The organism is Pantoea rwandensis (assembly GCF_000759475.1).
GTDB classification, from domain to species: Bacteria; Pseudomonadota; Gammaproteobacteria; order Enterobacterales; family Enterobacteriaceae; genus Pantoea; species Pantoea rwandensis_B.
This window is the reverse complement of the sequence record NZ_CP009454.1, coordinates 1-13880: the sequence shown is the minus strand read 5'-3', so window position 1 is coordinate 13880 and position 13880 is coordinate 1. Positions and strand designations below refer to the sequence as shown.

Here is a 13880-nt window from a genome sequence, read left to right as displayed (position 1 = left end):
AGACAGTAAGAGTTTCGCATTGCCCGCTTTTTCATCACCGCCAGAATAGCACTCCTGACTAAGACTATCCCTGGGGTGAATCCTGATGGCAGTACCTTCAAGACGCGCGGCAACGGGAGCCGGCCTGCTCGCCTGCTCTGTCATGTTAGCCAGCTGCAGCAACCCGGCTTCTGACCCTGCGCTATTAACTCATGGGCGTTATCAGCAGCCTGCACGTTTCGATGACATTTACCGCAATCGTGCCCCCGAAGTGGTGCGCTACGATCGCTATACGCTCGTCAGTACGCGCCCGGATGATGCACAGCGCGATCCGCTCAATCAGATTATTGATATCACGATGCCTGCACAGCTGGTTAACACAGTAGGAGAAGGATTTCGCTATCTCCTGCTGGAATCAGGTTATTCACTGTGCTCAGCCACGACTTCTGCATTTTCGGAACTTCTCAGCCGTCCGCTTCCCGCTGTTCAGCGCGATATTGGCCCGGTTAAGCTGAGCGAGGCGCTGCAAATTCTTGCCGGCCCCGCCTGGCGGCTGAAAGTGGATGAAGTTAACCGTGAAATTTGTTTTGCGCTGCGTGATCAGTATCGCCAGTTTGACGCAGCGGCTGCAACGCTCCCCCCGGCAAAAAGCCTGTCGGCAATTAACCCGGTTCAGCCGAAACCCTTTCAGTCAGCGGGCCCAGCCGTTCCTGAAAATGCTTTACCCCGTAACCCTTTCACTGGTGAAACCCTGCCGGCTGCCGTCCAAAAAACAGCGTTGACTCCACAGAATCTGGCCGTGCCGTCACCCGTGCTGACAACCAGTGGCCCCCGGAAAGCGCAGAAATCAGCGAACAACCCTCCGGTTAACAATCCGCCGCTATTAGCTAAGGCACCGGTTGCTAAAGTGGCTCAGCAGACCGGTTCTCAGGCTGTGGCAGTTCGTCCGCCGGTAGTCACACAGACTACAGTGAATGCCACACCGAAAGCGTCCTCTGTGCGTCCTGTCACAACGCTCCCTCCCGCGCCGCCTGTGAGCAGCCAGACGGCAGCCTCTCCCATTCCGGGCACACCTGTTACCGTCGCCCCGGTGGGTCAGACATGGCGGGCAGAACCGGGTTCAACCCTGAAAGAGACACTCACCGGCTGGGCTTCGAAGGCGCCGTGCAGTAACGGCGGTAACTGGGTCGTTATCTGGCCGGTATCGCTTGATTACCGCATTGATGCCCCTCTCATTTTCCACGGCAACTTTGAGTCGGTGATGGTTCAGGTATTTGACCTCTATCGCAAGGCCGAAAAACCGCTGTTTGCTGAGGCAAACCGCATTCAATGCCTGATTTCCGTCAGCGACACCCCTGCGGGCGGGGGGCACTGAGATGGGATTCGCGCTGCCGGTCCTGGTGTTTTGTCTGGTCATTGCATTGATGGCGGGTGATGCGCAGCGTCATTCGTCAGAGCACGTCCGTGCGGCTGTCCAGCAAACGCTGCCGGACCAGCTGGCCGCAGACATGCTGCGCACAGCCGATGCGGTCAATAACTGGCGCCATGGTCGGGCGGTCGCTGATGGTCCCGTTACCCCCGCTCAGACAGGCATCATCCCTGCACCTGACAGCCGTATTCACTCCGTCATTCTGAGCAACCGGCTCTGGATATGGGTCCCTGCTACCGATGGCGTTTTTGCCGCCCTGCGAAGCCAGTCAGTGACCTCAGCGCTAGCGCTGACCGTCAGCGGCGGTCGCCTGCGCATGGCTGACGGTACCGATATGAATCTTTCCCTGCCCTCCGGAATAACGGAGGGCAGCATTGTTTACCTCAATTAACCACCTCAGGGAGCTGCGGATGCCGCGTATACCTTTCTGCCTGACAGCGCTGGCCACCGCGTTCGTGCTGTCATCCTGTTCGCTGACAGAAATCAGCAAAATGGATAAAGAAGCTTCAGGACAGGCTGACACTGCTCAGCGGGTGTTGCAGAGCCGACAGGCAATGACCCAACCTACCGTCGTCTGGTCCGACAAACCCTGGGTTAACCTGCAGCCGGTTGCGCCCGTCGTATCCACGCCGGACGAAAAAAATCTGCCTGCCTGCCAGATAACGATAAACCGTCCAGACGGTATATCACTGCCTGAGCTTGGACAACGCATTACCGCGCTTTGCGGCATCAGGGTTTCCATCACGCCGGATGCCTTTGCGGCACTCAGCAACGTTTCAACCGGTAGCGTGACAACCTCGCAGATGAATGGTCAGCTCCCTGCGCCTGATGATAATGGTCGCGTACCACTATCACAGATCGGCTCCGCATCAGGGCAGGCTGCACCTGTTCAGCAAAGCACTGCCCTTGTCCGCGGTATCAAATTCCAGGGCGATGTACGGGATCTGCTGGATGTTGAAGCCAGCGGATACGGTCTGTCCTGGCGTAGTGACCGCAGCGGCGTGTATTTCTACCAGCAGGATACCCGCACATTCCAGCTCGTCATTCTCAATACCAAAGTCAACAGTAGCGCCTCAATCAACTCTGGCTCCGGTAATCAGCTGGGCAGCGGAGGGGGAACTACCGGTGGCACGACCGGTGACATCAGCTCGAACCAGAAGACCGATTACGGTATGAACAGTGACCTGTATGATGATATCCGTAAAACAATCGATCAAATGCTGACACCAAAATCAGGCAGATTCTGGCTGTCTGCCGCCACGGGTACGCTCAGCGTGACGGACACGCCGGATGTGCTTGACCGTATCGGACGATACATCGAATACCAGAACAAAGTCCTGAGTCGTCAGGTTCAGCTAAATATTCAGATAGTCAGCGTCAGCCAGACGCGTAATGAGCAGCTGGGACTGGACTGGGGGCTGATTTATAAATCCCTCAATAACTTTGGCGCCAGTCTGACCGGCTCCATGGCCAATGCATCCACATCTGCTGCCAGCGCGGGCATTTCAATTCTCGATACCGCCTCAGGTAACGCTGCGAAATTCTCCGGCTCCAGCCTGCTTATCAAAGCGTTGTCTGAGCAGGGTAACGTCAGCATGGCGCTGAATCAGACTGACCCGACCGCCAACCTGACTCCGGTGGCCTACCAGCTTTCCAGCCAGAAAGGCATCCTGTCCAGTTCCAGCTCGACGGCCACGGCGAACGTTGGCGTCACCTCATCAATGACTACGACGACCATTACCACCGGGCTGTTCATGACCATGCTGCCGTTTATTCAGGAAAACGGTGACGTGCAGCTGCAGTTTGCTTTCAGCTATACCAGCCCGCCGCAGATTGAGAAGTTTATCAGCGCCGACGGCAATACCCGTAATGACCTGCCTACAACCTCTACCGAAGGCCTGGCACGCAAGGTGAACCTCCGTTCCGGGCAGACGCTGGTGCTGACCGGTTCGGAACAACAGAACGTCTCCGCAGACAAACAGGGCACCTTTACGCCAGGTAACTTCATTCTGGGCGGCGGTCAGACCGGCTCCCGCGGCCGTACCACGCTTGTCATCATGATCACTCCTGTTCTGCTGAGGTAAACATGCCAGCAATGAAAAAATTGAGCCTTCGTACCGGCGTCCGGATTATGCATCAGCGTCGCGACTGGATGGCCGGAATGCACTGGGAGCCGCAGCGAAACGCTTTGGCCACCCGGTTTCGCAGCCAGTCCTCTCCCGATACGCACTTTGTTGCTGCCGGGCGCGGGAATGCATCGATGCAGGGGCTGGTTTCTCCGGGCCGCGCGCGCCGTCATATTCATTCCCTTGCCGTGGCGTTTCTGCTCACCGAGGGCGGGAAAGCCTGGGGGATCTACCGTCTGAGTCACGAAGAGGATATGTGGGTGTTCTTTGCCGCCATCGGCGGGCAGCTCTCGGTGATGGGCGACGTGACCGGCTCGCGCGCCACCATTGAACTGGCTGCAAAAAATTTCCTGCGGTTCAACGACGCCGATGCGCCAGGATTAAGGTGTGCCGCGACGGTGGACGACGATCGCCACGCCAGTACGCTGACTGACAGACTCAGCCGCACTCAGCTTAAGCGCTGCCGGCTGCGTAAGCGCGTCAATGCGATGTCAGTTATCCTGCCGGCGGCCCTCGTCACCCTTGCAGTGGCCTCGGGGATTTACTGGTACGAGACCGCCTCTGAGAAAGCCGAACAGGCGGCTGCGATGGCGGCGTTTCGCGCCCGCATGGCCCTTAAGCCTGAAAAACCGGCCGTGCCCGCACGCGCACCACATCCGTGGGCTTCGCAGCTTCCCGTTTCTGTGCTGCTCAGCAACTGCTGGCTCACCCGTGAACCTGTTTTTGCCTCCGTGGCCGGCTGGCGATTTACGGATGGCGAATGCGTGCCGGAAGGGCTGCGTTTGCGGTTTATTGCCACCCCCGGCGCAACCGTGGAGGACTTTTCCCGCCGCGCACGCGAGCTGCTGGGTCACTCAGCCGTCTTCAACCTGCAGGAGGGCGGCAAAAGCGGCGACGTTTTCATTCCCTTCAAACGCACCTCACCCGCCGGACTCACGGACGAAGCGCTCCCCGGTGCTGACGCTCAGCTCATGCGATTTATTTCCCATCTGCAGCGACGGAATCTCGACGTGAAGTTTACCGAGGTGAAGCCGCCGGCTGTCACGCCGGGTCAGGAAAAAAACACGCCCCCGCAGGACTGGCGGGAATTCTCGTTCTCCGTCAGCTCTCGGCTGCAGCCTGAGCGGCTGCTCCAGGATTTTGATGCCACAGGGCTCCGCCTGACCAGCCTGTCCATCACCATGAGCCCGCAGGGGCAGTTTGACTACACGATGAAGGGGAGCGTTTATGCGCAGAATTAATCCCGCCGGCATGAACTTGCTGCTGGCCGTTCTGCTCTGCGGAACGACACTGCCGGCCCTGGCCAGCGACTCACTGCCGCCCAACGTCACGCTGGGTGAGCTTGAAGCTGCACAGGCGCGAAACCTCATCCTTGAGCAGAAAGTTCAGACAGCCCGTCTCGAGCAGCAGCTGCGTGAAAGCCAGTCCGGGCAGAGTACCGACAGGAATTATCTGGCCACTGCCGCTCAGCCTGCCATGCCACTGATGGCGCAGCCTGCCCCCTCACAGCAGACCGTGTCAGCTGGCGCGGAGAAGCGCGCCGGCAGCGTGCGGCTTCAGGAGATTTACGGACGTGGTAATCAGCTACGTGCCCGTATTGTGCTCCCCGACGGGGGTGTGACAGAGGTGGTGAAAGGGGATCAAATCCCGGGCACCACAAAGCGTGTCACTGAGGTGACGTCCACGCTTGTGCGCCTCAACGACGATTCTGAACTCTCCTTCTGAGGCCATGATGACACCTGATAAAGAGATTATGGATTTTGTATACGCTGAACGGCAGCCAGCCGGTGGCGTGACGCTGCTGATTGATGGTAACCGGCGAAAAGAAGCGGCGATTCAGCGCTGGGTAATGGACGTTACACGCCATTATCCGGCCGCGACAACCGAGTTTGTGACCCTGAGCGAGCTGAACCGTCGTCGGGAAGTGGCTGACCGTCAGGGAATGGGACTGAATCAGGGGATCAGCGAAGCTGACATGGATAAACGGGACGTCAGCGTCTCGCAGGACAAGGTCATCAGTTACATGAAGCTGGGCCATGAGTTCAGTGCTTCTGACATCCATTTTGAAATCAGTGCAGACCGTAAACTGACGATCGTACAGCTGCGGATCCATGGCGAGCTCGAAGTGGTTGATGAGGTGAAAGATGTGGAGGGCATGACGCTGGCATCGACTTCCTACCTCTCTATGTGCGATGTCCGTGAGCAGTCCTTCTTTGCCGGCCGTGAGCAGTCCGGGCGCGTCGACGCAAAGTTTGCCCGCCGGGCCGGTCTCTATGGCGCACGCTACGAGCATCGCCCCACACCTGACGGGCTGATTGTGGTCATGCGTCTTATCCCGGACGACGGCGACAGGGTTCCGACGCTGCCGCAGCTGGGTTTTTTGCCGGAGCAGATAAAGCTTATCATGCAGATCCTGAAGCTACCGGAAGGGATGGTGCTGCTGACCGGACCAACGGGGTCAGGTAAAAGCGCCACGCTGCGCGTCTTCAGCGATATCTGGCTGAAACTTACCGGTGGGAAAAAGCGCCTGCTGACGCTGGAAAATCCACCCGAGGGTCGTATTCCGGGCGCGATTCAGACACCCGTTATGCCCGCCGATAACTCCCCGGAGGCTGTCAGCCGTGCATGGGATAATGCCAACGCCTCCGCGCTGCGCCTTGATCCGGATGCCATCCTGAACGGTGAGATGAGGGACCTTCATTCACTGATTGCGGCCATTTATGCCAGTGAAACGGGTCATCTTCTTCTTTCTACCACACACACACAAAGTGCAATTGGCGCACTTCGCCGTATGGAGCACTTTGGTGTGGACCGTCATCTTCTGGCGGATGCGGCACTCATCACCGGCCTGATAGGCCAGCGTCTGGTGCCACTGCTGTGCGAACGCTGCCGTGTCCCCTGGAAGGTTAAATCCCCTGATCTGGACGCCGATACGCGTGCCCGTCTAGAACAGTACTGCACCATTGAGGGGCTCTGCGATACCAGCAAACTTTACTTCCGCAATCACGAAGGTTGCCCGCACTGTCAGAAAACGGTGCCGCTGACGGGGCGCATTATCAGCCGTGGGGTGACGGGGCGAACAGCCGTGGCCGAGGTGGTCAGGACGGATGCGCGCCAGATGCAGCTCTGGCTGTCACACGGGCCAGCGGTGGCCCGCCAGTACTGGGTGAACAACGGGGGATCACCCGGCGTATGCACCTGATGCGATATCTGGCAGAGGGGCGTGTCGACCCGCTTGAAGGCGACCTTATCTGTCCACTGGATGAAGATGAGGTCATGCATTGTGAGGTCCCCGATGGCATCCGTTAATCGCTTTACGCCAGACAGGGACATGTCGGTCGCAGAAAAACTGCGCTATCGCCTTGTCAGAGCGACCTTTACCGGCCAGTATCGCCAGCCCTTTTACGAGACGCTGCGCTTTCTGCTGGAGAACCGCAAACAACTTAAAGAGGCGCTGATCATGATCGGTGAAGTGCATACCGATTTTGGCCAGCGCTGGCATCCCTACCATGAGCTGGTCCAGGACTGCCTTGAAGGGGTAAACGATAACCGCCCCGGGCGCGCACTGCAGGATGTCCTCGCCGTCTGGGCACCCTATGAGGAGGCCGCGCTGATCAGCGCCGGGATGGAAACCGGCAATATTCCTGGCGCCCTGATGCAGGCCGACAAGCTCATTCTCGCCCGCCGGCGCATCCTCGGTCAGGTTCTTTTCGCCTCGGTGTTCCCTGTCGTGTTGGTCTTGCTGGGAACAGGACTGCTGCTGGCCAACAATCTGGCGCTGGTGCCAACGATGAGCAAAATGTCCGATCCTGCGGGCTGGACCGGGGCACTCGGCCTGATGAACGGCGTCGCACTCTGGACAGGCCAGTGGGGGCTGACCGCGGCGGCTGTAGCCGCCGGTCTGGTGGTTCTTGCATTCTGGTCTCTGCCGCGGTGGCGGGGGCGACTGCGTCGTTTCGCTGATTACCTCATGCCCTGGTCGGTTTACAAAGACCTGCAGGGCGCCGTTTTTCTGATGAATATTGGGGCGCTGCTCGGTGCCGGCGTGCAGGAACTCAAATCTCTGCAGATCCTGAACGGATTTGCACCGCCCTGGCTGCAGGAGCGGATTGAGGGGGCGATGGAGTGCATGAGCGAAGGGGATTCTCTGGGCCGTGCAATGCGCAACAGCGGTTATGACTTCCCCAGCCGTGAGGCGGTGAACTACCTCTCGCTGCTGGATAAAGGCAGCAGCGCTGCGTCGCTGATTACCCGGTATGCGACCGCTGGCTGGAGCAGGCCCTGGCGCGCGTTGCCCGGCGCGCGAACGTCACCAAACTCTTTTCTCTCGTTCTGATTATGAGTTTCTTCTTACTCATTCTGCTGATGGTGATGCAGATTCAGGACATGAACACGTTCAGCAATCATTAAGGAAAAATCATGTCATCAAAGGCTTTCCCGCAGCATCAGCGCCATCCCGACCGCGGCTGGGGGCATTCTGGAACACGGTGCCATTGCGCTGGGTACCGTCATTGTTATCTGTATTGTTGGTGCATGGGTATGGAGCCTGTGGGGGAAAAAGTCCGTTGGCGTGGAGGTGTCAAATCTCCAGACCATCGTGACCAATGCTCAGCAGCTCAAGCAGACACAGGGGGGATATAACTTCACTAGTGGCACCACGATGACCGGTACGCTCATTCAGCAGGGGGGCGCACCGAAAGCCGGCTGGACCATTCAGGGGACGGCGAGCTCAGGCTCCGCCACCATGTGGAACAGTTACGGCGGGCAGGTCGTGATGGCGCCGGTGGCGACTAACGGGTTTAACAACGGATTTTCCGTGACGACTCAGAAAGTACCGCAGGCAGACTGCATCTCTCTCGCTACCCAACTGGGCTCCGGTGGTGCGTTCAGCGCTATTACCATCAACAGTACGGACTACAGCGATGGTGTTGTGAGTGCAGAAGAGGCGGGAAAATCCTGCTCTGCTGACAGCGGTATGACCGGTAACAATACCCTCGTCTTCACGCACAATGGCTGATGACATGCTGCGTATTTTCACGTTTCTGCTTCTGATCATGCTGTGCCCCCGTGCGGGGGCCTTCTGCTTTGATGCGGCGGGCGCGAAATATCACATTGACCCACTGTTGCTAAAAGCCATAGCAACGGGCGAAAGCAGCCTCCGTCCGGGGATTACCAGTATCAACCCGCGATAAAACTACGGGTCGGGCGCTGAGCACCGACTACGGACTTATGCAGGTCAACTCAACACACATTCCTTCGTTGATGGCTCAGGGCGTTATCCACAGCCCTCAGGAACTCCTGACGCGCCCTTGTCTGAACGTGCAAATCGGCACCTGGATACTGGCGAAGCATTTTCAGGTCTGTGGCATCAGTTGGAACTGCCTGGGCTCTTATAACGCCGGCTTCAGAAAAGATCGTCATGAAACCCGTGAGTCCTACGCCAACCGGATTTATGCCATTTACCGCCAGCTTTTGCAGAAAGAACGGGGAGTTAAACTGTGACCCTGCTGACCCTGAGCATGCCGTGGCCCACGCTTATCATTATTTTCCCACTGTGCATCTGCATCTTCAGTGCAATGGCGAGCCTTGTGCGCCTTTATCTGATGACCTCGAATGATGGTCGGGAGTGGGTAAAGGTCTTTTCCACACCCGCACCGGCAGGTATCACCTGGCTTTTCGCAGCCGCAACAGCCTTTATGATTATGTCTCCGGCGCCCGCCCTGGAACGACTACTGGCGGTATTATTCAGCCTTTTTCTCTTCAAAATGACGCTGAGTGATGCCATTACCGGCTTTCTTCCCCGGGAAATGACGGTTAGCTGTCTAATCGCCGGACTGGTCTCTGCTCTTGCCTTTCCCGCTTTCTGGGAACACTTCTTCTCAGCTGTGACCGCGCTGGCTGTATTTGCCGTATGGCGATATGCCACGTTCAGAATGCATGGCCGAGAATGTCTGGGTCTGGGGGATGTCTGGCTGGCGGGCGCCGTGTCTGCCTGGCTGGGCGGACCTGAAGGACTTTCTGCTTTGCTTGCCGGCGTCATATTTTTTGTGATCTGGCAGTTGCTGGTTCGCCGAGTCAGTGAAGGGGGACCGATGGGGCCCTGGCTGTGCACTGGCGCGATTCTTGTCACTTTAACCCGACTTTATCAACCACTCATTACATGGTGAAGCCCGTGAAATCAAAACAACTCAATGGACCGGGGATGGGCCATCCTCAGCACCGGCGCTGCACTGATTATCCTTCTGCTGGTCAGCGTATGGGGCTATTCACTGATCAGTGAATGGATGCAAAAGCGCACCTGGATGAACACGTCCGCACAGGTATCACGCTTTACCCAGGCCGTGAAGAGTTACACGGGGCGTTATTACGACACATTGCTCTCGAGTGCCACAACAACGGCCCCGGTCATCGTGACCCCGGTCATGTTAAAAAATACCGGTTTTCTGGAGCAGGGGTTCAGTGAAAATACGATAGATGGTCAGGGATATCGTGCTGCGCTGGTCCGCAATGGGACGAATACCGATCAGCTGCAGGCTCTGGTGTACACGCAGAACGGCTCCGCGCTTCCTTTTCTGGCGCTGCGTCAGATATCCATGGATATCACGTCAGGCATGGGTGGGTATATCTGGACGTCAGGCATCGCCACCGGTGCGATGAGCAGCTGGAGCTTACCGTTGTCACAATTTGGTGTCAGTACCACGCAGGGGCATATTGCCGTGCTGCTGACAACAGATGAACTGGGCGTTGCGCGCGGTGAAAGTGATCGCCTGTATCGTTTTTCCGTTACCGGCAAGCCCGACCTTAATACGATGCATACCAGCATTGACATGGGAGGAAACAATCTCAATAACACGGCCACCGTCAACGCAGCAAACGGTGCCTTCACCAGTAATGTCACTGCGGGCGGTAATATCACCGCCAGTGGAACTGTGACCGGGCAGAATGTGACAGCCGGCTCGAATGTGACCGCGGGTAATGCCATGACGGCAAATAATGATATCCGTTCAAATAATGGCTGGTTTATAACGCGTGGGAGCAAGGGCTGGCTGAATGAGACGTATGGCGGCGGTTTTTATATGTCTGATAACGACTGGGTGCGTGCCATCAATAACAAAAATATTTACACCGGCGGTCAGGTTCGCGGCGGAAGCGTTCGGGCAGACGGGCGCCTGTCTACGGGAGAGGTTTTACAGCTTGATGGTGTCAACTCGGCCGGCGCAGGTTGCTCGCCAAACGGGCTGGTAAGCCGCGACGGTGCTGGCGCCATACTTTCCTGTCAATCCGGTGTGTGGAAAAACCCTTCATCAAAGGGGGGGCAATATGTTCTTTCGAAAATATTGGCCAAGTGGTGAATTGGTGCCAGAAAACCAATTACTTTGTCAGCCAAATCCAGCAACTGGAGGATGTAACTGCCCGGCGGGCACCTTAGATACAGCTTATATGACTGGGCAGTCCAATCTTTATAAAGCTTGGGATACTTTTTTCGAGACTCATTTTTGTACTTTGTAACTGCTTGAGTATTTGAGGGACTGGTTAAGAAAAAATGTTTTGTTTACTAGCCTGTCAATCCGGTGTGTGGAAGGCTGGATCGACAGCTGGACGTATATACCAGTAGGTTGGACAGCTTCCTACCATGATGTGAACGGATGATACTCAGCTAATTGCCCTGATCGACTGGTGTATGCCAGTAGGCGGACATTGCAATCGCTGTACAAGGATCTCGGTGATGGTCAGGGCTGTACTAACACCTGGCGCTGAGTGCTTCTGCAGGTGCGCGTAGTGAGCCAGCGGTCTGCATCGACAAGGTATATCCAGCCTGGGTAAATCAGCCGGGACGATTTCATTGCAGCGTGCCTGACCAATACCGGCTATTCAGCATCGATTCAAACCCGCTGCATAGTCCAAGGGTGCTCACCAGGATTATTGTTACCGGATGCAGAGCTGCTATACCTATGCAGTAAGGCACTCATGTCGCCAGGTGTTAGCTACAGCCGAGACTGACTATACAAGGTCAATGTCTCCGCCCTGATTGCAGCAGACCAACCATTACTGTTCCATCCAGGTGCACAATGCTTAGCCATCTAGCTGAGCTTCACATCCAGTGGTAGTGAAGTGAGCTGCCACCATAACTGAATAATGCTCCGCATGTGTCTATTCCAGACTTCTCACTCACACACCGGATTGACAGTTATGTCATTCAAGATTGTGTTATCTTTCCTGATTTTTCAGGGGAATAGGATGGCACTGCGGAATCGCATAAAAAAAATGACGCTGGTTAAGGCGCTGGATAAATATTTTAGTAGTGTCTCTGTGCATAAGCGCGGCCACCTGCAGGAGTTTTACCGAATAAATGTGTTAAAACGATCGGCACTGGCTGGCAAATTTATGGATGAGATTTCATCCGTGGATATCGCTGATTATCGGGATTCAAGGCTCAGCACAATTAGTACCCGTACAGGTCACAATGTCAGTGCAAATACTGTCAGGCTGGAAACTGGCATTACTTTCCGCACTTTATAACCTTGCACGCATTGAATGGGGAACCTGCTCTCATAATCCGGTTGAACACGTACGTAAACCTGCTGCGTCTCCGGGGCGGACCCGTCGTCTCACTTCAGTTGAAGAACGCCGCATTAAACGTGCTCTTCAAAGTAAAAATCCGCAGCTCCTTGCTATTTTTCAACTGGCGTTAGAAACAGCCATGCGTCAGGGCGAAATCCTGTCTCTGAGGTGGGAGTACGTCGATCTTCATATGGGAGTGGCGCATCTGCCTTTAACAAAAAATGGTACAGCCCGGGACGTACCTTTGTCCTGGAAGGCGCGGCAGGTGCTGAAAGAGTTCGCAGGTGCGGTTTCAGGGCCCGTTTTCAGCTACACATCAAATGGATTCAAGAGCGCCTGGCGTGCCCTTCTGTGTGAAACAGGAATTAAGGACCTTCACTTTCATGACCTTCGCCACGAGGCGGTCAGCCGGCTGTTTGAGCTGGGCACTCTGAATGTCATGGAGGTTGCGGCTATTTCCGGTCATAAGAGTATGAATATGCTAAAGCGATATACCCATCTGCGCGCGACACAACTGGTGAGCAAGCTGGATGCGCGGCGTCGTCAGGCGCAAAAACTGGCGACTATTTTCATACCTTATCCGGCAGAGATTGAGGAAAAAGAAGGGCAATACCTTCTGCCGCTTCACAGATCTCGATCATACGGTCATAACAGCAGCAACGCGTGAAGAGGCAGTCTTCTTAGCAGCGTCAAGTCTCCTGCGCATTCAGGCGATCGCCGCGCGAGCGGGCAAGAGACTCCCGCCTCCTGGGGAAATTAACGTCCGTGACCCCGGAAGGGTCCTGATAAACCCTTTTGTAACTAAGGAATTCAGTTTTCCGCAGATTGACTGCCGAAATGATTTTTTATGAAAATTAAGTAGTACCAACGAAAGCAAACCTCTAATGACATATTGATACCGCATGCCATTTATTGGTATGCGGTTTTTTTTATCCATTACACCTTATGTGTTGAGTTTTACTGCACTGCTCCTCCAGGTATCTGCAGAGCAGATCTTCCATACCCGTACTCAGTTCATTGATATCCACTTGCTGGCGTCTTCCTGAAATTTTTACAAACGGCTAATGAGTTAATCATCGTTATTCTTCGCGCATTTTTGCACCTTATGGCCGTTCTGCTGTGCAGCCATAAGGAAACCCTGTATGTCACCCAGTCATGCCTCACCCGAGGAACTACTTCCGGATGCGCCTGAGTCTCAGCTCTGTGGGCCAGAGGTGCAGCCCTCTGCTGCAGTCAAGCCGCGTCAGCGACTGCCGTTTAGCCCCCGAAAAATTCTCCTGACCGGCAGTGCAATTTTACTGACTGTCAGTCTGGCCGGATCACTCATTGCGCTGGTTGTTATGGGCAGTCAGGTATCTGACCTCACCATTCGTTTTAACACGCTCGATGCCGCTTTCGCAGCGGACAGATTGGCCAGCTGACCTCAAATGTTTCGGCAATGGAAAATCGGCTTAAAACGCTTGAACAGCAGGCCGCCGCGCTTGCTGACCTGCCTGGCGCAGTTCAGTCAACCCGTGAACAGCAGGACAGCCTGAAGAGCGCGATCAATCAGCTCCGTGATAACGAAAACACCAACAGCCAGGCGGTGGCTCAGTTGCAGACCGCGCGGTGGCGCTAGAGCACGACGTTCAGCAGGCTAAAGCCACGCTGGATGAGCTTAACCGCAGGGCAGAACCTGCACAAAAACCTTTCAGAGCCTGAAAAGCCCCGCCACCGCCAGTGAGGCAGGAAAAAGTCGGACGGCGTCCGCATCAAAAAAGATTAACCGGTCAGTCAGGCGCGCG

Annotated in this window: 9 protein-coding genes and 5 pseudogenes; all 14 read left to right on the top strand. The window is 56.0% G+C overall.

Annotated features, from left to right (window positions below; all coding sequences use genetic code 11):
* Window positions 1-85: 85 nt before the first annotated feature.
* The 14 genes and pseudogenes from LH22_RS00065 (at window position 86) to LH22_RS19915 (ending at window position 13714) form a co-directional block, all read left to right on the top strand.
* A complete protein-coding gene (locus LH22_RS00065) occupies window positions 86-1354 on the top strand; it encodes a TcpQ domain-containing protein (protein WP_038643486.1) in 1269 nt (422 codons plus the stop codon).
* A 1-nt stretch (window position 1355) separates the two neighbouring features.
* A complete protein-coding gene (pilM, locus tag LH22_RS00060; protein ID WP_038643484.1) occupies window positions 1356-1799 on the top strand; it encodes a type IV pilus biogenesis protein PilM in 444 nt (147 codons plus the stop codon).
* Window positions 1800-1818: 19 nt separating this feature from the next.
* A complete protein-coding gene (locus LH22_RS00055; RefSeq protein WP_038643483.1) occupies window positions 1819-3492 on the top strand; it encodes a PilN family type IVB pilus formation outer membrane protein in 1674 nt (557 codons plus the stop codon).
* A 2-nt stretch (window positions 3493-3494) separates the two neighbouring features.
* The gene (gene pilO2 / locus LH22_RS00050; protein WP_240474681.1) at window positions 3495-4775 is read left to right on the top strand and encodes a type 4b pilus protein PilO2; all 1281 of its coding nucleotides are present in this window, start codon (window positions 3495-3497) and stop codon (window positions 4773-4775) included.
* On the top strand, window positions 4762-5259 hold the full coding sequence (gene pilP / locus LH22_RS00045; RefSeq protein WP_038643481.1) for a type IV pilus biogenesis protein PilP: 498 nt from the start codon (window positions 4762-4764) through the stop codon (window positions 5257-5259). The genes pilO2 and pilP overlap by 14 nt, the downstream gene beginning before the upstream one ends.
* A 7-nt stretch (window positions 5260-5266) precedes the next feature.
* Window positions 5267-6843, top strand: a pseudogene (locus LH22_RS00040) (GspE/PulE family protein).
* A pseudogene (locus LH22_RS00035) lies at window positions 6830-7944 on the top strand (type II secretion system F family protein). The pseudogenes LH22_RS00040 and LH22_RS00035 overlap by 14 nt, the downstream one beginning before the upstream one ends.
* Window positions 7945-7953: 9 nt before the next feature.
* A pseudogene (locus tag LH22_RS00030) lies at window positions 7954-8551 on the top strand (type 4 pilus major pilin).
* A gap of 4 nt (window positions 8552-8555) precedes the next feature.
* Window positions 8556-9036: pseudogene (locus LH22_RS00025) on the top strand (lytic transglycosylase domain-containing protein).
* Complete coding sequence (locus LH22_RS00020; RefSeq protein ID WP_038643480.1) at window positions 9033-9701, top strand: prepilin peptidase; 669 nt, start codon at window positions 9033-9035, stop codon at window positions 9699-9701. Before LH22_RS00025 ends, LH22_RS00020 begins: the two are co-directional and overlap by 4 nt.
* A gap of 24 nt (window positions 9702-9725) precedes the next feature.
* Window positions 9726-10886, top strand: coding sequence for a shufflon system plasmid conjugative transfer pilus tip adhesin PilV (pilV, locus tag LH22_RS00015; RefSeq protein ID WP_052059322.1), 1161 nt, complete (start codon window positions 9726-9728; stop codon window positions 10884-10886).
* An 886-nt stretch (window positions 10887-11772) separates the two neighbouring features.
* Window positions 11773-12947 (top strand): annotated as a pseudogene (locus LH22_RS00010) (site-specific integrase).
* 291 nt (window positions 12948-13238) lie between these two features.
* Window positions 13239-13517, top strand: a complete 279-nt coding sequence (locus LH22_RS19920) for a hypothetical protein (RefSeq protein WP_052059320.1) — start codon at window positions 13239-13241, stop codon at window positions 13515-13517.
* Window positions 13518-13534: 17 nt separating this feature from the next.
* The gene (locus tag LH22_RS19915) at window positions 13535-13714 is read left to right on the top strand and encodes a hypothetical protein (protein ID WP_052059318.1); all 180 of its coding nucleotides are present in this window, start codon (window positions 13535-13537) and stop codon (window positions 13712-13714) included.
* Window positions 13715-13880 lie beyond the last annotated feature (166 nt).

Bases quoted from the DNA above. Each gene is read 5' to 3' on its own strand.
- LH22_RS00065 (WP_038643486.1), top strand. From the start codon at position 86: ATGGCAGTACCTTCAAGACGCGCGGCAACGGGAGCCGGCCTGCTCGCC.
- pilM (WP_038643484.1), top strand. From the start codon at position 1,356: ATGGGATTCGCGCTGCCGGTCCTGGTGTTTTGTCTGGTCATTGCATTG.
- LH22_RS00055 (WP_038643483.1), top strand. From the start codon at position 1,819: ATGCCGCGTATACCTTTCTGCCTGACAGCGCTGGCCACCGCGTTCGTG.
- pilO2 (WP_240474681.1), top strand. From the start codon at position 3,495: ATGCCAGCAATGAAAAAATTGAGCCTTCGTACCGGCGTCCGGATTATG.
- pilP (WP_038643481.1), top strand. From the start codon at position 4,762: ATGCGCAGAATTAATCCCGCCGGCATGAACTTGCTGCTGGCCGTTCTG.
- pilV (WP_052059322.1), top strand. From the start codon at position 9,726: ATGGACCGGGGATGGGCCATCCTCAGCACCGGCGCTGCACTGATTATC.
- LH22_RS19920 (WP_052059320.1), top strand. From the start codon at position 13,239: ATGTCACCCAGTCATGCCTCACCCGAGGAACTACTTCCGGATGCGCCT.
- LH22_RS19915 (WP_052059318.1), top strand. From the start codon at position 13,535: ATGGAAAATCGGCTTAAAACGCTTGAACAGCAGGCCGCCGCGCTTGCT.